The sequence below is a fragment of the Archangium sp. genome, from assembly GCF_057119385.1.
The window spans coordinates 1-17,594 of the sequence record NZ_DBNGVP010000055.1; the positions used below are offsets into that span (position 1 = coordinate 1).

Sequence of the window (17,594 nt, forward strand, 5' to 3'; positions counted from 1 at the left end):
GTGCCGACGCCGACCAGGACCGCATCGGCGCGGGCGCGCATCTGTTGCACGAGCCGGCGCGACTCCGGCGAGCTGATCCACTTGGACGCGCCGGTGCGGGTCGCGATGCGGCCGTCGAGGCTGGCCGCGAGCTTGAGGTGCACCCACGGCACCCCTGTGCCCACCCACTTCGCGAAGCCACGAATCACCTCGCGGCACTCGCGCTCCATCACCCCGACGGTGACGTCGATTCCCGCGGCACGCAGCGCACGAATGCCGCGCCCGCTTACGCGCGGGTTCGGGTCGCGCGCACCGACGACGACGCGCCTCGGGCGCGCCGCGATCAGCGCGTCCGTACAGGGCGGGGTCTTGCCGTGGTGGCAACAGGGTTCGAGTGTGACGTAGATCGTCGCGCCCCGCGCTTGGCGCGGTTCGATCGCACGTAGCGCCACGATCTCCGCGTGCGGTCCGCCGGCACGCGCATGATGTCCGACGCCGAGCACGCGGCCGGCGCGTGCGATGACGCAGCCGACGGCCGGATTGGGGCTGGTGTGACCAAGGCCTTTGCGCGCCTCGGTCACGGCTGACTCCATCATCGCAAGATCCAGCTTTGAGACGCTGACGTCGCTCACGGTTTACTGGCGGCGCCGGCCACGACGCTCCTTGCTGATGGTTTCCAACGCGGCCATGAACTCCGAGATGTCGCGAAACGACTTGTACACCGACGCGAACCGCACGTACGCGACATCGTCAAGATCCTTGAGGCAGCCCATGACCGCCTCACCGATGACGGTGCTCGCGACTTCTCGCGCGCCGCTCTCTTGGACCTTGCGCTCGACAGCGTCGGCCGCCTCCTCGATCGTGTCGGCCGGCACGGGGCGCTTCTCGCAGGCCTTGCGGATTCCGGCGAGCACCTTACCGCGATCCCACGGCTCGCGACGGTCGTCCTTCTTGACGACCATCGGCATGACGACGTCGATGTGCTCGTAGGTCGTGAAGCGGCGCCCGCACTCCAGGCACTCGCGGCGGCGACGGATCGCCTGGCCGTCCGTCGTCTCTCGCGAGTCGACGACCTTGCTGTCGGAGCGGTGACAGACGGGACAGCGCACGAGGAAACCGCCCGTGCCCTTCGGTCAGGCCGCGGCGTTCGCGTAGCCCCGGCCCGGATACGCCGGGAACTTGCGACACAGCGCGATCACGTCATCGGCGACCGCGGCGAGAGCGCGCTCGTTCGAGACATCCGCGAGCGCCCGCTGAATCGCCTCGGCGATGAAGACCATCTGCGGCTTTCGCAGGCCGCGCGTCGTCACCGCCGGCGTTCCGATACGGAGCCCCGAAGTCACGAACGGCGAGCGCTTGTCGAACGGCACGCTGTTGCAGTTCGTCGTCATGTGCGCGAGGTCGAGCGTCTCCTGAGCCTGCCGACCCGTGAGCTCCGACTTGCGGAAGTCGAGCAGCATCAAGTGATTCTCGGTGCCGCCCGAGACCAGCGAGAATCCCCGTTCCAGCAGCGCCGAGGCGAGCGCGGACGCGTTGCCGACGATCGCCTCCTGATACTGTTTGAACTCCGGCGTCATTGCCTCCTTGAAGGCCACTGCCTTGGCCGCGATGACGTGCATGAGGGGGCCGCCCTGGTTGCCGGGGAACACCGAGGAGTTGAGCTTCTTCGCGTGCTGCTCCTTGCACAGGATCAGGCCGCCGCGGGGTCCGCGCAGCGTCTTGTGCGTGGTGGTGGTCACGAAGTCGCAGTACGGGATCGGTGACGGGTGGAGTCCAGCGACGACGAGGCCCGCGATGTGCGCAATGTCCGCCATCAGCAGCGCGCCGACCTCGGCGGCGATCTCGCCGAACGTCGCAAAGTCGAGCATCCGCGGATACGCGCTGTGTCCGCACACGATCATCTTCGGCCGATGCTCGCGCGCCAGCGCGCGCACCTCGTTGAAATCGATTCGCGAGTCCTTCTCCGACACCCCGTACGGGATGATTTTGAAGAAGCGACCGGAGAAGTTGACGGGGCTGCCATGCGTCAGATGGCCGCCGTGTGCGAGGTTCATCGCGAGGATCGTGTCGCCGGGGTCGAGCTGCGAGAAGTAGACCGCCATGTTCGCCTGCGAGCCTGAGTGCGGCTGCACGTTGGCGTGGTCGGCGCCGAAGAGCTTCTTCGCGCGATCGATCGCGAGATTCTCGGCGACGTCGACGAACTGGCAGCCGCCATAGTAGCGCTTGCCCGGGTAGCCCTCGGCGTACTTGTTCGTCAGCACCGAGCCCATCGCCTCCATCACGGCGGGGCTCACGAAGTTCTCCGAGGCGATCAGCTCCAGGCCTTCTTCCTGGCGGCGCGTCTCGTCGTGAACGACCTTGGCAATCTCCGGATCGACCTCGGCCAGCTTACGGATGTTCTCCATGGACACGCTCTCCTCGGTTGGGAACGAGGGCCTCAACGTCCGTTCTCGGACTCGGCCTCGCGAATCTTGTCCAGGCGCTTCTGGTGCCGGCCGCCCTCGAAGGGCGTGGCCACGAAGGCCTCCACGATGCTGCGCGCCAGCCCCACGCCGACCACCCGCTGGCCCAGGCACAGCACGTTGGCGTCGTTGTGGGCCCGCGTCATGCGCGCCTCGAACTCACTGGTGCACAGCGCCGCGCGGATGCCCCGGTACTTGTTGGCCGTGATGCTCATGCCAATCCCGGTCCCGCACACCAGCACGCCGTACTGGTACTCCCCCGCCGCCACCGCCTTGCACACCGTCTTCGCGAAGTCCGGGTAGTCCACCGAGGCGGTGGTGGTGGGGCCCACGTCGTGGACCTCGGCGCGCAACTCCTGGAGCGCGCTCACCAGCTCGCGGCGCAGCTCCAGGCCCGCATGATCCGACGCGATGATGATCTTCACGTGAGCCCTCCCTCTTCCACTCGGACACGGGGTGGGGAGACCCTCACCCCGACCCTCTCCCAGGGGGGAGAGGGAGCGCTGGGGTGTGGTCCTACTTGAAGCGCTTGAAGACGAGCACCGCGTTGGTGCCGCCGAAGCCGAACGAGTTGCTCATCACCGCGTCCACGCGCTGCTCCCGCGCCTGGTTGGGCACGTAGTCCAGATCGCAGTCCGGATCCGGCGTGGTGTAGTTGATGGTCGGCGGGAGGACGCCCCGCAGCAGCGTCTGCACGGCCACCACCGCCTCGGCACCGCCGGCCGCGCCCAGCATGTGGCCGGTCATGGACTTGGTGGAGGAGACGGCCAGCTTGCGGGCGTGCGCCCCGAAGACGGCCTTGATGGCCTTCGTCTCGTTGGCGTCGTTGAACGGCGTCGAGGTGCCGTGCGCGTTGATGTAGCCCACGTCCTCGGGGTTCATGCCCGCGGACACCAGCGCCAGACGCATGCAGCGCGCCGCGCCCTCGCCCTCGGGGGCCGGCTGCGTCACGTGGTGCGCGTCCGAGTTGGCCCCGTAGCCCACCAGCTCCGCCAGGATGTTGGCGCCGCGCTTCTTCGCGGCCTCCATCTCCTCGAGCACGATGATGCCGGCGCCCTCGCCCATCACGAAACCGTCGCGGTCCTTGTCGAACGGACGGCTGGCGGCGGACGGGTTGTCGTTGCGGTTGGACAGCGCCTTCATCACCGAGAAGCCACCCATGCCCAGCGGGGTGATGGCCGCCTCGGAACCTCCGGCGATGACCGCGTCCGTCTCACCCAGGCGGATGGACTTCCAGGCCTCTCCGATGGCGTGGGCGCTGGTGGCGCAAGCCGACACGGGCGCCCAGTTGGGGCCCTTGCAGCCATAGCGCATGGAGATGAGGCCCGGCGCCATGTTGATGATCATCTGGATGATGAAGAAGGGAGACAGACGGTCGAACCCCTTCTCCAGCCCCTTGCGGTGCTGCTCCTCGAGGGAGGAGATGCCGCCGATGCCCGAGCCGACGATGACGCCCACCTTCTCGGGCGCATAACCGTGGGGCGCGTCCGGCCCGACCGGCAGACCGCTCTCCTTCACGGCCATCTCGGCCGCGGCGAGCGCGAACTGGGAGAACAGGTCCATCCGGCGCACTTCGCGCTTGTCGATGAACTGCTCCGGCTCGAAGTCCTTCGCCTCACCGGCGAAGTTCGTATCGATCTTCTTCGTATCGAAGCGGGTGATGGGTCCGATACCAGACTTGCCGGCGAGCATCGCCTGCCAGTTCTTCTCGGTCCCGGTACCCAGTGCCGTGATGATTCCGGTGCCGGTGACGACGACTCGACGGTTTGACACGTTGCTCTCCACTCGAATACGCGCTGCTGCCATGGAACGCTGGGCGGGACCAGCGCTCCCCGGCCCTACGATGATGCCTACTTCTTGTGGGTGTTGATGTAGTTGATGGCGTCGCCGACGGTCTTGATGTTCTCGGCCTCCTCGTCGGGGATCTCGACCTCGAACTCCTCTTCCATCGCCATCACCAGCTCCACGATGTCGAGGCTGTCCGCGCCCAGGTCCTCGATGAAGGAGGACTCCGGCTTGATCTCCTCCTCGCCCACGCCCAGCTGATCGGCGATGATGTTCTTGACCTTGGCCTCGATAGCATGAGTCGACATAGGTATTGAACCTCCAGGAACCGCGTGGCGGCCCGGCATACTCCCCGGAGCCATGTAAATGCGGGCGCGGTATAACCTACGACCGTCGCCGATCCAACCCTTGGCTACATGTACATGCCGCCATTCACCTTCAGGACTTCTCCGGTGATGTAGGCGGCGGCATCGCTGGCGAGGAAGAGGACGGCGTTGGCCACGTCCTCCGGGGAGCCCAGGCGCCCCAGGGGAATGGCCGCTTCCATCTTCTCCCGCGTCTCTCCGCCCAGGTGCGAGGTCATGTCCGTGCCGATGAAACCCGGGGACACGGCGTTGACGCGGATGTTCCGGCTGGCCAGCTCGCGGGCCACGGACTTGGTCAGGCCGATGAGGCCCGCTTTGGAAGCCGAGTAGGCGGCCTGTCCGCCATTGCCCATCTCCCCGACCACGGAGGTCAGGTTGATGATGGAGCCACCCTTCTGCTTCATCATCGGCCGGCTGACGGCGCGGATGAGCGAGAAGGCGCCCTTGAGGTTGGTGTCCAGCTGCTTGTCCCAGTCCTCGTCCTTCACCCGCATGACCAGGCCGTCCACGGCCACGCCCGCGTTGTTGACGAGCACGTCCAGGCGGCCGTGCGTCTTGAGGACACCCTCCACGGCGGTGGTGCAGGCGGCGGCGTCCGACACGTCGAAGCGCACCGCCTCGCCCTTGGCGCCCGCGGCCTGGATGAGGCCCAGGGTCTCCTGCGCCGCGGCCTCGTTGCCCGCGTAGCTGAAGACGACCGTGGCGCCCTGCTTCGCGAAGCTCACGGCGATGGAGCGGCCGATCCCCCGGGAGCCACCCGTCACCAGCACCACCTTGTCCTTGAACGCGCTCATCTCAGGCTCCCAGTGCCGCGAGGGTCTTCTCCAGGCTCGCGGAGTCTTCGACGTTGAACGACTCGATATCCCGGGTGATTCGCTTGATGAGGCCGCCGAGCACCTTGCCCGGGCCCACCTCGACCACCCGCGTCACGCCCTGGGCGTGGAGGTACTGGATGGTCTCCACCCAGCGCACCGAGGAGCTCACCTGCTCCAGCAGCAGCGGCACCACACGGGCCGCGTCGCTGTTGGCGGAGGCCTCCACGTTCGTCACCACCGGGACGGACGGAGCGGACACCTTCACCTTCGCCAGCACCTCGGCCAGCCGGGGCTTCACCGGCTCCATCAGCGCGCAGTGGAAGGGGGCGGACACGGGCAGCACCTTCGCCTTGCCCCCCATCTCCTTCGCCTTGGCGATGGCCCGCTCCACGGCCTGGGCATTGCCGGCGATCACCGTCTGCTCCGGCGAGTTGTAGTTGGCCGGGGACACCACCTGGCCCTCGCCCGCCGCGTCGCACGCGGCCTTCACCCTGGCCGGCTCCAGGCCCATCACCGCGGCCATGGCGCCCACGCCCTCGGGGACGGCTTCCTGCATGAAGGTGCCACGGGCCCGCACCGCCCGGACCGCGTCCGCCAGTTGCAGCGCGCCCGCCGCCACCAGCGCCGAGTACTCACCCAGCGAGTGCCCCGCCACGAAGGCCGGCACCGGCCCCCGCTTGGAGAAGACGGCATGCGCCGCCACCGACACCGTGAGGATGGCCGGCTGCGTGTTGGCCGTCTGCTTCAGCGCGGCCTCCGGTCCCTCGAACAACACCTGGGAGAACTTCTCGCCCAGCGCCTCGTCGGCCGCCTCGAAGACGGCCCGGGCCTCGGGGAACTTCTCGTACAGGTCCTTCCCCATGCCGACAGCCTGGCTGCCCTGCCCTGGGAAGACGAACGCGATCTTCGACATGCTCCTGCTCCCTCCCTTTCAACGGCGCGTCACCAGCGCATCACCGCACTGCCCCACGTCATCCCCGCGCCAATGGCCATCATCGCCACCACGTCTCCCTGCTTCAGCCGGCCGGCCCGGTTGGCCTCGTCCAGCGTCATGGGCAGCGACGCGGAGGACGTATTGCCGTATTCGTGCAGGTTGAGCCAGCACTTCTCCACCGGCAGCTCCAGCCGCTGCAGCACGGCCTCGAGGATGCGGATGTTGGCCTGGTGCGAGATGACATGGTCCACGTCCCGCGCGTGCAGTCCGTTGGACGACAGGGCCGTGTGCGTCGAGTCCGCCAGCGCGCGCACGGCGAACTTGAAGACCTCGCGGCCATTCATGTGCAGCGTGTGCAGCTTCTCCTTCAGCACCTCTTCACAGGCGGGCTTGCTCGTGCCGCCCCCCGGAATGCAGAGGATCTCCGCGAAGGAGCCGTCCGTGTACAGGTGCGTGGAGAGCAGCCCGCGGTCCGCGTCCTCGGTGGGCGCGAGCACCATGGCACCCGCCGCGTCCCCGAAGAGCACGCACGTGTTGCGGTCCTCCCAGTTGACCGCCCGGCTGAGCATCTCCGCGCCGATGACCAGCGCGCGCTTCACCTGGCCGGTGCGGATGAACTGATCCGCCACGGTGAGGGCGTAGAGCGAGCCGGAGCACGCCGCGGACACGTCGAAGGCGAAGGCGTTCTTCGCCCCCAGCTTCGCCTGCACCACCGCCGCACAGGAGGGCATGGGCATGTCCGGCGTGACGGTGCCCACCACGATGAGCCCCAGCTCCTCCGGCCGCACCCCCGCCATCTCCAGCGCGCGCCTCGCCGCCTGCACGGCCATGTCGCTGGTCGCCTCGCCCGGGGCCGCCACGCGACGCTTGCGGATCCCCGTGCGCGCGGTGATCCACTCGTCGGTCGTGTCGACGATCTTTTCGAGGTCGGCGTTGGTCAGGACCTTCTCCGGTGCGTACGAGCCGGTACCGATGATGTGCGTGCGTGCCATGCCAAGGTGCCCCCTGTGGGTGTACCGGACACGAACGCCTCGGGCGCGCTCTCTAATCGGAAAAGGCCTCGGCTGTCGCTCCCTTTCCCCGTTGCCGGGCGGGGAGCCAGGCGGCGGCGTCCGCAATGCAACGCGTCAACTCGGTGCGCAATCCGGCCTGGGCCGTCTGCAGGGCGGCCTCCAGCGCCTTCTGGATCGCCCGGGGCGAGCTGCGGCCATGCGCGACGATGCCCACGCCCTCGATTCCCAGCAGGGGCGCGCCGCCGTACTCCGCGTAGTCCATCACCTTCTTCAGGCCCGTGAAGGTGGGCTGGAGCAGCAGCGCCCCCAGCTTCTCCGGAATGCCCCCGCGCCGTTCGATGGCCGAGCGCAGCAGCCCCGTGACGGCCGCCGCCACCCCCTCGGACGTCTTGAGGACCACGTTGCCGGTGAAGCCGTCGGTGACCACCACCTCCACGTCCCCGGAGAAGAGGTCCTTCCCCTCCACGTAGCCGGTGAAGTCCAGGTTGGAGGCGCGCAGCAGCGCGGAGGCCTCGCGGGTGAGGGAGGTGCCCTTGGTGGGCTCCTCCCCATTGGAGAGCACCGCCACCCGGGGACGGGGGATGCCCAGGCGGGCGCGCACGTAGGCGGCCCCCAGCACCCCCCACTGGGCCAGGTGGACGGGCCGGCACTCCACATTGGCCCCGGCGTCCAGCAGCAGACAGCGCCCCACCCCCTCCAGGGCCGGCAGCAGCGTGGCGATGGCCGGACGCTCCACCCCGGGGATGCGGCCCAGCACCAGCAGCCCCCCCGCCATCACCGCGCCCGAGTGCCCCGCTGACACCAGGGCATCCGCCTCCCCCCGGCGCACCAGCTCGAAGCCCACCCGGAGGGAGGAGTCCTTCTTGCGGCGGATGGCGGAGAAGGCGTGATCCTCCATCTCCACCACCTGGGTGGCGGGGTGGAGGCGCACGTTGGGCGGCAGGCCCCCGGCCCGGCTCAGGGGCTCGCGCAGACGCACCAGGTCCCCCACCAGCACCACCTCGTGCGCCGGGTGCTCGCGCGCGAACAGGAGGGCCCCCTCCACGGGGGCCGCGGGGGCATGGTCACCCCCCATCGCATCCAGGACGAGCCTCATCGCGGGCGCATCCTTCCATGGACGCCCCGAGCCTGGGAGCACGGAGAGCAGACGGGTGGACACCCCGGGGCCCGGGGACGTAAGAATGCGGCCCGCCAGGTCAGGGTTGGACAGGGCACGGCGACCCCCGCACACGCGCGTTGACTCACACGCTCCGAGCGGCTAGGGTCCGCCGCCTTCCGAGTTTTTGCCGGTCGGGACTGGTGGGGAAGCCCCGGAGTCCAGGGCCGTGACGATACAGAGGTGAGCCGTGGGTGTTCCCAAGAAGCGTACGTCCAAGATGCGTCGTGACCGCCGCCGGGCGGCCAACAACAACCTGCGGAGCGCGGTGCAGGTGATTTCGTGCACCAACTGCAAGGAGCCGGTGCTCCCCCACCGCGCCTGCGCGGCGTGCGGCCACTACAAGGGCCGCGAGACGGTGCCGGGCGCCCAGGCCTGATCACCTGACTCCAGTTCCACTCGAAGGCACGAAGGCCGCTCCCTCTTCGCGAGGGGCGGCCTTTCTGCTTTGGGCCAAACGGCTCTAGTGTCCCGCCCGCGCCGGCGGTGGCACCCCGCCCCCTGGCGCTACAGGGAGCACACAACACATGAAGCTGAAGATCGCGTACTGGGTCCTCACCGGACTGTTCGGCGTGATGATGCTGGCCTCGGGAGGCATGTACCTCAGCGGCGCCCCGCAGCCGGTGGAGGGATTCCGCCACCTGGGCTACCCGGACTACTTCCGCACCCTGCTGGGCATCGCGAAGCTGCTGGGCGCGGTGGCCCTGCTGGTGCCGGTGGTGCCGCGCACGCTGCGCGAGTGGGCCTACGCGGGCTTCGCCATCACCCTGGTGTCGGCCTCGGTGTCCCACTACGCCTCGGGAGATCCGACGGGCCAGGTGGTCACGCCGCTCGTCATCCTCGGCGTGCTGCTCACCTCGCACCAGCTGTGGCACCGGGTGTCGCAGGGCGCCGCCGAGCCACAGGCCGCCGCCCGCCCCGCGATGGGCTGAGTCACATCCCGGCCCAGGTGTCATGGCAGGAGCTGCCCGGAATGGGGGGCGGCTCGGACTCGAGCAGGTGCGGGGGCGCCAGCTCGCCCTCGTCCCGCATCCGCAGCGCCAGATCGATGCGCGCCGCGGCGTTGATGAGCCCCAGGTGGCTGAAGGCCTGGGGGAAGTTGCCCAGCTGCTCGCGCGTGAGGGGGTGCACCTCCTCGGCGAGCAGCCCGAGGTGGTTGGCCGCCTCCGCGTGGTACATGAAGACCTTCTCGGCCTCTTCCAGCCGGTTGGACAACACCAGCGCCTCGACGAGCCAGAAGCCGCACAGCAGGAAGCCCCCCTCCGGCCCCGCCACCCCATCGTCCATCCGGTAGCGGCGCAGGAAACGGCCCGCCCCCAGCTCCGAGCGCAACCAGTCGATGGTCCCCTGCACGAGCGGCTCGCAGGCCCGGAAGCACCCCGCGATGGGCAGCAGCAGCAGCGAGGCATCCGGCTCGTTGCCCCCATAGAAGCCCACGAAGTGCCGGCCCGAGGGGTCCACGCCGTGCTGGAGGATGTCGTGGCGGATGAGCTCCGCCTCGTGGGTGCAGAACTCCTGGAGCGCGGGCTCGGCGAAGAGCCGGGCCAGGTGGCGGCCCCGGTGGAGCGCCAACCAGCACATGAGCTTGGAGTGCACGTTGTGCCGCTTCTCCCGGCGCGGCTCCCAGATGCCGTGATCCGGCTCGCGCCAGCGGCGGGCGGTGGTCTCGATGACCCGCTTGAGCAGCGCCCAGGTGCGCAGCGGCAGCCGGCCCCCGAACCGCTCGTAGAGATAGGCCGCGTCCAGCAGCGCCCCCGCCGTGTCGAACTGGAGCTGATCCCGGGCATCGTTGCCGATCCGCACCGGGCTCGAGCCCTGGAGCCCGGACAGGTGCGGGAGGATCCGCTCCTCGGGCACCGGCCCCCCATCCAGCGAGTACATCACCTGGAGGGGCTCGCCGTGCTTCAGCGTGTCGCGCACGAAGTAGAAGAACTCGCGGGACTCCTCCGCGTAGCCGATCAGGTTGGTGGCCCGCACGGCCATGGCCGCGTCACGCACCCAGCTGTAGCGGTAGTCCCAGTTGCGAGGCCCTCCAATCCACTCGGGCAGCGAGGTGGTGGCCGCGGCCACCATGGCGCCGGTGGGCGCGTACATCAGCAGCTTCAACGCCAGCGCCGAGCGCAGCACATGGTGCCGCCAGGGCCCCTCGTACTGGAGCCGCCGGGACCACTCCCGCCAGGCCTGGCGCGTGGCACGGAGCAGCTCGTAGGGCCGGTACGCGGCCACGGGCTCCGGATGCTCCGAGTCCCAGGCGAGGATCATCCAGCGCCGCTCTCCCCTGCCGAGCTGGATGCGCGCCCGCAGGCCCGACTCGCCCTGGCGCTCCCAGTGCGCCTCCCCATCGAGCACCGCGACCATCCGCTCGCCCCGGGCGCCCTTCGCCACCAGCCCGTGCTCCTCGAGCTCCACCCGCGTCTCCGACTCGCCGTACCGGAACCGCGGATCAAAGACGACGTCCAGCTCGAGCGAGCCCTCCACGCACTCGATGCGCCGGTGCACCTCGTGGATGGTGGCCCGGGGATCATTCGTCCACGGCATGTAGTCGATGATCCGCACGACGCCCTGGCGCTCGACCCGGAAGAGCGTCTCCAGCACGTTGGTGTCCGGGTCGTAGCGCTGCAGGCTCTCGAAGGGCCAGACGGCCGGGGTGATGCCGGTGAAGCCGCCCCGCTCGTCATCGAGGATCGCCGCGAAGACGCTCGGGCTGTCGAAGCGGGGAAAACACAACCAGTCGATGACCCCGTCCGGCCGGACCAGGGCGCACGTGATGCCGTCTCCGATCAGCCCCCGGCTGGCCAGGGAGATCTCCCGGTACGACGCCGGATTCGAGAACCGGAACGGCCGGTTCATCCGCCTGGCGGCACTGTAGAGGTCCATGCGCGCTGCCCTCTCCTGCCCCAAGGGTAGGAACCCTCGCGCGCCCCGAGGCCAACCCGGGCGGACACCAGCCGGACGTCCTCGTCACGCGCTGTCACGCCCAGGGAATGAAGGGCGAGTCCAGGTCTCGCTTTTTGAGGGCCTGGAAAACACGCCCCGCTCTTCTCCCGGAGAGCCCCGTTTCTATAGATTGCCAAGGGTTCACTGAAAAACACCTTGAACCCAAACAACAACCAGACACCGCACCCACCCAGAACGCCATGGAAGCCATCCTCAATCAATTGAAGTCGCTGGCCCTCACGGAAGCCCTCCCCTTCATCCTCAAGGCCGTGGGCGCGTTGGTGCTCTGGTTCGTGGGCCGGACGGTCATCACCGCGTTCCGGCGCGTGCTGAACCTGGGCCTGCAGAAGCGCCAGCTCGACGCCACGCTCATCCGCTACATCGAATCGCTGTTCGCGGGCTCCCTCACCATCCTCCTGCTGCTGGCCATCCTGGGGATGATGGGGGTGGAGACCACCTCGTTCGCGGCGCTGCTGGCGGCCGCGGGCATCGCGATCGGCACGGCCTGGTCCGGCCTGCTGTCCAACTTCGCCGCGGGCGTCTTCCTGCTCGTGCTGCGCCCCTTCCGCGTGGGAGATGAGATCTCCGCGGGCGGCGCCGCCGGCATCGTGCAGGAGATCGGCCTGTTCGCCACCACCCTCGACACCGGCGACAACCTGCGCATCTCCGTGGGCAACAACCGGCTGTTCGGCGACAACATCGTCAACTTCACCCACCACGCCCACCGCAAGGTCACCGTCAAGGTGCCGCTGCTGCACGGCGTGGACGTGCCCACGATGATGCGCGCCCTGCAGGAGCGCGTGGCGGTGGTGCCCGGAGTCCAGGAGCAGCCCGCCCCCGGCGTCGAGGTGGTGGAGTTCACCGCGCTCGGGCCCGTGCTGGGCGTGGGCGCGTTCTGCAAGCCCACCCAGGCCGGCGCCACCCAGGCCGCCATCGCCCAGGCCGTGGCGGAGCTCCTCATGGCCTCCGGGTACGCCGTCCCCCAGCAGACCGCCCAGCAGCTCATGGCCAAGGCCAGCTGAAGGGCCTGAAGGGCGCCAGGGAGCGAGGAGCCACGCACGCGCATCGGCCGAGCCCCTCCGGTGAGCACGTCCGAACCCGGGGGACAACCCCCGGCCTGGCGAGCGGGCCCTCCAGCGCCCCCGTGTGGGAAGTGGGCGGAATAAAGGGTGGCATCCACCCCGCATGAAGCACTTCCTCACGCGTGGGTGGGCGTTGTCCTGGCTGGTGCTGTGGGTGTCGCTGCCCGCGCTCGCGGGGCCCCACCCCGGCCTCTTCTTCGACGCCTCGCAGGTGGAAGCGTTGCGCCAGAAGGCGCGGACCACCCACCAGGCCATCTCCCAGCCCCTGCTCGAGGGCGCGACGAGCTACCTGGACCGCACCGTCTCGCCCTCGGGGCTCGTCACCTGGAAGGCCACTGGGAAGACGCTGCAGCTGGATCGCCGCGAGGCCGGCAACCTGCTGGTGGTGCTCGCCGCGTCCGCGCCACCCGGGGAGAGCTGCCGGAGGGCACCACGCAACCGTGGCTGGAGCTCGCCACCGGCAACGCGCGCAAGGTGAAGCGGGTGTTGGACCTGCAATCTGACTCCGTCAGTAATGAAATCCCCCTACCGTCCGAGCCCCGCCATGCACACACCCGCTCAGAAGGAACGTCTCCAGACCGCCGGGCAGTGGTGGGGCACCTTCATCGACGAGTTCCGGGTCATCTGCCCGAGGTGCGAGCGGACCGCACTCGTGCTCCCGCGGCATGCCGGTGAGTCGGGGCTCTTCGCCTCTCGCCGGGTGACGTGCACGCACTGCGGGTTCAACAACCCGTGGGAGGGACGGACTGTGCGCATGCCCTGGTACGCCGACCCCATGCGGGACTTCTACTTCCAGCTCCCGCTCCGTCTCCAGCTCCACTGTGGCAGGCACCTGTTGTGGGCCTTCAACCACCGCCACCTGGGTTTCCTCGAGGCCTTCGTCCAGGCCTCGCTCCGGGAGCGGACCCGGGACCCATACGGCTGGCACAACAAAGGTCTCATCAGCCGGTTGCCCAGGTGGCTCAAGGCCGCCCAACACCGGGCCGCCATCCTGAAGGCCATCGAGACACTCCGCGAACGCGATCGACGCTGAGTCCACCCCAAGGAGGAGAGGCAGGGGCATTCCTCGGCCAGGGGCTGCTGGAGTACAGCTGGCCCTCGTACCTGGACATGGGGACCGTAGACATGTCCTGCCACGCTGTCTCCGGGGTGAGGCGGCTACGGCAGCGTGCACTTCGAGATGTTGTGCTCGGTCGGCTGCGTGATCCACAAGGTGTTTCCCAGGCCACGGGCGAGCCCCGAGGCGCCGAGCACTTGCACCACCTCGGTGACCACACCGTTCGGCGTGATCTTCGCGAGCTGCCTGGTCCCGTAGTATTCGGTGAACCAGATGTTGCCGTCCGGGCCGGCGATCTGCCGCGCGGCCCTCGCCTTCGCGGAGGAGGACTACCGCCTCAACCGCCGCCCGTCGCCGCGCGATACGCGCTGGCTCGTTCTCCTCACCGCGTGATGCCCCAGTGACGTGGCGCTCCCGCGGTGTGTGTGAATCCCGGGCGCATCCGGATGGCCGCATCGCGGCGTAGGGCGCCGGAGAATCCGTGGTCGAACTCGGGCCACCGGCAGCGAAAGAACAGGTGAGGGCGGTGAGACACCGGCCCGTTTCGCTACCGGGAGAGGACCCATGACGCACGTTCACTGGCGCTGGTGTGTCGCCACCACCCAGCGGGAGCTCGATGACGCGGCTCGCATCCGCTGGGCTGTCTTTGGCGGAGAGATGGGATTGCTGTCCGAGCAATCGGCGGTGTCGCGGCGGGAGATGACCTGCATCGACACGCTCGACACCACGGTGCACCTGCTCGTCCATGCCGGTGACGAGCCGGTGGCGACCATGCGGGTGGCGCTGCCCAACGCGGAGGTGGCGGCGAACCTGGGCGCGGCGGTGGGGCTCGAGATGGCGCAGCGGGTGGACCTCTCGGGGTTGATCCGTCCGGGGAGGGTGTTCGCGGAGCCCTCCCGCTTCTGCGTGCTGCCGAAGTGGCGGCGCACGGAGGCCGTCACGTGGTTGCAGGCGGCCATGTACGCGGAGAGCCGGCGGCTCGGGGTGACACACTGGATCGCCTCCGCGAACCTGGAGACGGACTCCCCCGAGGACGCGCTGCTGTCGTGGCAGGTGGCGGCCAGCCGGGGATGGTTGAGCCCGCGCTGGCGGGTGGACGTGCCCGACCCGCGGCAGGCCCCGGTGCATCCCCGCCACCCCTTCTACACGCCGGAGGAGCGGGCGAGGGCGAAGCAGGGACTGATGGACGGGCTGCGGGTGCCCAGGCCGCCCTCGCTCTTCGCCAGGACGATGGGGGCGCGCTTCATCGCGGAGCCGCTCTACGACGCGTACTTCCAGTGGTTCACGCTGCCGCTCGTCATGGCCCTGGATGAGATCCCGGCGGACAGCCTGGCGCGCTTCCACGCGCTGGAGAACGGCGTGAGCCCCACCGCCTAGGCTCGGGGCGGTTCCTTCTTTCCCTCTCACCTTCAACACGCAGCAGCCGGGAGCCTGACGGAACCCGGACAGGAGACGTACGTGCAAACACAGACGGAGAACCAGGCGGAGACGCAGTGGGTGGCGGCGTTGGACGCGGAGGCGCGAGGGCTGGTGGCGGCGGTGGATGCGCAGCCCGACGCCAGCCGCCTCCTCGACGGCACCCTCGACCAGGCGGGCTACATCCACTACCTCATCCAGACGTATCACTACGCCCGCTGGAGCACGCCGATCCTCGCCGAGGCGGGCCACCGGCTGAAGCGGTTGGGACGGCACCCGGAGCTGGCGGAGCTGTTGATCCAGAAGGGGGAGGAGGAGCGGGGGCACGAGCGGTGGTTGCTGGCGGACCTGAAGAACCTGGGGTGCCCGGCGGCGCAGGTGGAGGCAGCGGCGCGGAGCCCGGCGGTGGATGCCTACACGGGGTGGAACTTCTTCACGTCGCGCGCGGGCGTGCCGGCGGCGGTGCTGGGGACCGCGTACGTGCTGGAGTACCTGTCGCAGACGCGGGCGGGCGTGTGGGCGGAGCGGCTGCGGGCGGTGGCCGCCATTCCCAACATCCACAAGTCGGTGACGTTCCTGCGCAACCATGGAGCGCTGGACGGGGACCACGTGGCGGAGATGGCGCGCATCCTGGGACGGCTGACGGACCCGGAGGAACAGGCGGCGATCCTCTTCTCGGCCCGGGTCGCACGCCTCGTCTACCCGTGCATCTTCCGTGAGGGCGGCGCCGCCAGCATCCCTCTCGCGAGGTAGAGACAGCCGCACGTCAGATGGGAGAGCCTCCCGTTCGAGCCCTGGCCTCCGGGAGGCGTCTTCCCTTGCATTCCACTGTCTCAGACAGGCTTGTTGAGACGGGCGGCCTGGTAGAAAAGGTCCGCGCGTCCATCGACGCCCAGCTTGGCGAGGAGGTTTCGCACGTGGGTCTTCACCGTGTGAAGGGACAGCTCGAGCTCACCGGCGATCTGCTCGTTGGTCCAGTTGCGGAGCAGGCACGCCGCGATGGTGACCTCGCGAGGGGTGAGCTTGCGCTTCATCTCCGCGGGGAGCGGGATGGAGATGGGAATCTCGTGCATCAGCAGGGCCCATTGCCGGGGGCCCTCGGGGGCGGGCAGTTCGATGAACCGGACCGTGCGGTAGCCATCGGCGTAGAGGGAGACCCAGAGGTTCTTGTCGAGCCGCGCATCGGGGGCCATGCGAACCAGGGCGTCCAGCCGCTCCTGGAGCGGGAGGGGGAGGCCGGAGGAGTGGAGCTCGGAAGGGGTAAACCACCGCTCCAGGAGGACGGCGGCGTGAGGAGAGCGCAGCACCTCGTGGTGGGGAGGCTCCACGACGAGGAAGGCGGTATCCGGGCGGCGGTAGAGCTCTTCGAGGAGATGGGCGCTGGTGGTGACGTCCTGGACGTCGCTGCAGTTGCGGACGGTGTTCACCAGGTGCGCGGTGAGGCTGGCGAGGACGGCGGCGTTCTGGCCGGAGTAGGCGCGTGGCCGGTTCCGGTAGAGCGCGAGGGCGCCGAAGGAGCCGGGGCGGATGGGGAGGAGCACGGCCATGATGTGCTCCATGCGCGGCTCCAGCTCCCGGCTGCGTTGGTAGATGAGGGTCCGTTCATACTCCTTGCGGGAGAGAAGCTCCGAATCGCGGATGACCGTCTGGGGCCGGGCGAAGATGGGAGGCCGGAGGAAGTCATGGTCGGCCAGGCCGGCATACTCATCGAGGATGGGGATGCGATGGCCCGGGACGAGCCATTGGAAGTGGAGCGAATGCGTGACCTCCATGAGGCACAGGGCCATGGAGTCGGCCTGCGCGAGCTCGAGGAGGTGCGGTCGAACGGCTTCGAGCGCCTGGGGGAGGGACAGCGAGCTGTTGAGGGCCGTGATAGCCCTGTCCCTGAGCATGAGTTCGTCGGCATTGAGATTCATTGCACTGAACATCCAGCCTCCCGGGTCAAGCCATCCTGCGGGGTTTTACGTAACGACCCCTCATCCATAGTCACGACCTGAAAACCTGTCCCTCACTCTTCAGAGGTATTGACCGGGCAGGGGCGCATGGCCCACATCCAGTCCTTCGTGGCCGTGGCCGTGGCCGAGGAGCGAAACGTGGGGCGCGCCGCACGCCGGCTCCACCCCACCCAGCCGCCGCTCAGCCGCCACCTCCTCGCGCTCGAGAGCAAGCTCGGCACCCGGCTGTTCGAGCGCACGCCGGGCGGCCTGCGCCTGCTGCCGGCGGGCGAGAAGAGAAGGCCCTCACTTCCGGACCATGAGCCCCGCCGCTTCACCCAGGAGCGTCTCGATGGAAGTTTTTCTCCTCGGGAGAGGTCTGCTCCGTCCGGTACCTTCCGATGCTCCGTGGCGCCTCGAAGCTGATGATCTCCCCTATCATGAGGGGCCTCATCCGTTGCTAATGACGCCCCAACTCCCTGTCCCAGATGTACAACTGCCGGGTCACCGCGTACTTGTCGGCGCTGGAGATATCCTCGAACTTCTCCGGGGGAAGCGTGCGCAGGCGCTCGCGCAGGAAGTCCGGGTCGCTGAGCGCCTCTCGGTGTTTGAGATCGGTGTTCACGTCCACCAGGAAAGGAATCACCCGGAGCACGGCC

The 17,594-nt window shown here is 68.9% G+C and carries 21 protein-coding genes and 1 pseudogene; 9 read left to right on the forward strand and 13 right to left on the reverse strand.

Features of this window, described 5'->3' with window-relative positions:
• From ribD to plsX, 10 genes are all read right to left on the reverse strand, one after another.
• A partial coding sequence (gene ribD, locus AC16DP_RS12050) for a bifunctional diaminohydroxyphosphoribosylaminopyrimidine deaminase/5-amino-6-(5-phosphoribosylamino)uracil reductase RibD (protein ID WP_483956705.1) occupies window positions 1-611 on the reverse strand: 611 nt, incomplete at its 3' end.
• 3 nt (window positions 612-614) lie between these two features.
• Window positions 615-1,088, reverse strand: coding sequence for a transcriptional regulator NrdR (nrdR, locus tag AC16DP_RS12055; protein ID WP_483956706.1), 474 nt, complete (start codon window positions 1,086-1,088; stop codon window positions 615-617).
• 24 nt (window positions 1,089-1,112) lie between these two features.
• Window positions 1,113-2,384 carry a serine hydroxymethyltransferase gene (gene glyA, locus AC16DP_RS12060; RefSeq protein ID WP_483956707.1) on the reverse strand — a complete coding sequence of 424 codons (1,272 nt, stop codon included), beginning with the start codon at window positions 2,382-2,384 and terminating at the stop codon, window positions 1,113-1,115.
• Window positions 2,385-2,416: 32 nt separating this feature from the next.
• Window positions 2,417-2,866, reverse strand: coding sequence for a ribose 5-phosphate isomerase B (gene rpiB, locus AC16DP_RS12065; RefSeq protein WP_329728422.1), 450 nt, complete (start codon window positions 2,864-2,866; stop codon window positions 2,417-2,419).
• A 91-nt stretch (window positions 2,867-2,957) separates the two neighbouring features.
• Window positions 2,958-4,214 (reverse strand): beta-ketoacyl-ACP synthase II, encoded by a 1,257-nt coding sequence (fabF, locus tag AC16DP_RS12070; RefSeq protein WP_329728423.1) that lies wholly within the window; start codon window positions 4,212-4,214, stop codon window positions 2,958-2,960.
• Window positions 4,215-4,291: 77 nt separating this feature from the next.
• Window positions 4,292-4,534: an acyl carrier protein gene (gene acpP / locus AC16DP_RS12075; RefSeq protein ID WP_329728424.1), complete on the reverse strand. Its 243-nt coding sequence runs from the start codon at window positions 4,532-4,534 to the stop codon at window positions 4,292-4,294.
• A gap of 104 nt (window positions 4,535-4,638) precedes the next feature.
• Window positions 4,639-5,385 (reverse strand): 3-oxoacyl-[acyl-carrier-protein] reductase, encoded by a 747-nt coding sequence (gene fabG, locus AC16DP_RS12080; RefSeq protein ID WP_329728425.1) that lies wholly within the window; start codon window positions 5,383-5,385, stop codon window positions 4,639-4,641.
• A gap of 1 nt (window position 5,386) precedes the next feature.
• A complete protein-coding gene (gene fabD, locus AC16DP_RS12085) occupies window positions 5,387-6,319 on the reverse strand; it encodes an ACP S-malonyltransferase (protein ID WP_329728426.1) in 933 nt (310 codons plus the stop codon).
• 29 nt (window positions 6,320-6,348) lie between these two features.
• Entirely contained in the window at window positions 6,349-7,332 is a 984-nt protein-coding gene (locus AC16DP_RS12090) for a beta-ketoacyl-ACP synthase III (RefSeq protein WP_329728427.1), read from the reverse strand.
• A 52-nt stretch (window positions 7,333-7,384) separates the two neighbouring features.
• Window positions 7,385-8,449: a phosphate acyltransferase PlsX gene (gene plsX, locus AC16DP_RS12095; protein WP_329728428.1), complete on the reverse strand. Its 1,065-nt coding sequence runs from the start codon at window positions 8,447-8,449 to the stop codon at window positions 7,385-7,387.
• A gap of 250 nt (window positions 8,450-8,699) precedes the next feature.
• Between plsX and rpmF the strand changes: the two genes are divergently transcribed.
• Window positions 8,700-8,888 (forward strand): 50S ribosomal protein L32, encoded by a 189-nt coding sequence (rpmF, locus tag AC16DP_RS12100; RefSeq protein WP_329728429.1) that lies wholly within the window; start codon window positions 8,700-8,702, stop codon window positions 8,886-8,888.
• A 148-nt stretch (window positions 8,889-9,036) separates the two neighbouring features.
• Window positions 9,037-9,441 carry a DoxX family protein gene (locus AC16DP_RS12105; RefSeq protein ID WP_329728430.1) on the forward strand — a complete coding sequence of 135 codons (405 nt, stop codon included), beginning with the start codon at window positions 9,037-9,039 and terminating at the stop codon, window positions 9,439-9,441.
• Between the two features lies 1 nt (window position 9,442).
• Here AC16DP_RS12105 and AC16DP_RS12110 read toward each other — a convergent pair whose 3' ends face one another.
• Window positions 9,443-11,386 (reverse strand): glycoside hydrolase family 15 protein, encoded by a 1,944-nt coding sequence (locus AC16DP_RS12110; protein ID WP_329728431.1) that lies wholly within the window; start codon window positions 11,384-11,386, stop codon window positions 9,443-9,445.
• Between the two features lie 260 nt (window positions 11,387-11,646).
• Between AC16DP_RS12110 and AC16DP_RS12115 the strand changes: the two genes are divergently transcribed.
• The 6 genes from AC16DP_RS12115 (at window position 11,647) to AC16DP_RS12140 (ending at window position 15,754) form a co-directional block, all read left to right on the forward strand.
• Entirely contained in the window at window positions 11,647-12,468 is an 822-nt protein-coding gene (locus AC16DP_RS12115) for a mechanosensitive ion channel family protein (protein WP_329728432.1), read from the forward strand.
• 163 nt (window positions 12,469-12,631) lie between these two features.
• Window positions 12,632-13,006, forward strand: coding sequence for a hypothetical protein (locus AC16DP_RS12120; RefSeq protein ID WP_329728433.1), 375 nt, complete (start codon window positions 12,632-12,634; stop codon window positions 13,004-13,006).
• Between the two features lie 66 nt (window positions 13,007-13,072).
• The gene (locus tag AC16DP_RS12125; protein ID WP_329728434.1) at window positions 13,073-13,561 is read left to right on the forward strand and encodes a hypothetical protein; all 489 of its coding nucleotides are present in this window, start codon (window positions 13,073-13,075) and stop codon (window positions 13,559-13,561) included.
• 288 nt (window positions 13,562-13,849) lie between these two features.
• Window positions 13,850-13,978, forward strand: coding sequence for a hypothetical protein (locus AC16DP_RS12130; RefSeq protein WP_329728435.1), 129 nt, complete (start codon window positions 13,850-13,852; stop codon window positions 13,976-13,978).
• Window positions 13,979-14,149: 171 nt separating this feature from the next.
• The gene (locus AC16DP_RS12135; protein ID WP_329728436.1) at window positions 14,150-14,962 is read left to right on the forward strand and encodes a GNAT family N-acetyltransferase; all 813 of its coding nucleotides are present in this window, start codon (window positions 14,150-14,152) and stop codon (window positions 14,960-14,962) included.
• 81 nt (window positions 14,963-15,043) lie between these two features.
• Window positions 15,044-15,754, forward strand: a complete 711-nt coding sequence (locus AC16DP_RS12140; RefSeq protein WP_329728437.1) for an iron-containing redox enzyme family protein — start codon at window positions 15,044-15,046, stop codon at window positions 15,752-15,754.
• Between the two features lie 80 nt (window positions 15,755-15,834).
• Here the strand turns inward: AC16DP_RS12140 and AC16DP_RS12145 are convergent, their stop codons facing one another.
• The gene (locus AC16DP_RS12145; protein WP_329728438.1) at window positions 15,835-16,917 is read right to left on the reverse strand and encodes a helix-turn-helix transcriptional regulator; all 1,083 of its coding nucleotides are present in this window, start codon (window positions 16,915-16,917) and stop codon (window positions 15,835-15,837) included.
• Window positions 16,918-17,043: 126 nt separating this feature from the next.
• Between AC16DP_RS12145 and AC16DP_RS12150 the strand changes: the two genes are divergently transcribed.
• On the forward strand, window positions 17,044-17,361 hold the full coding sequence (locus tag AC16DP_RS12150; protein ID WP_329728439.1) for a helix-turn-helix domain-containing protein: 318 nt from the start codon (window positions 17,044-17,046) through the stop codon (window positions 17,359-17,361).
• 34 nt (window positions 17,362-17,395) lie between these two features.
• Here AC16DP_RS12150 and AC16DP_RS12155 read toward each other — a convergent pair.
• Window positions 17,396-17,594, reverse strand: a pseudogene (locus AC16DP_RS12155) (hypothetical protein); the annotation flags it as partial.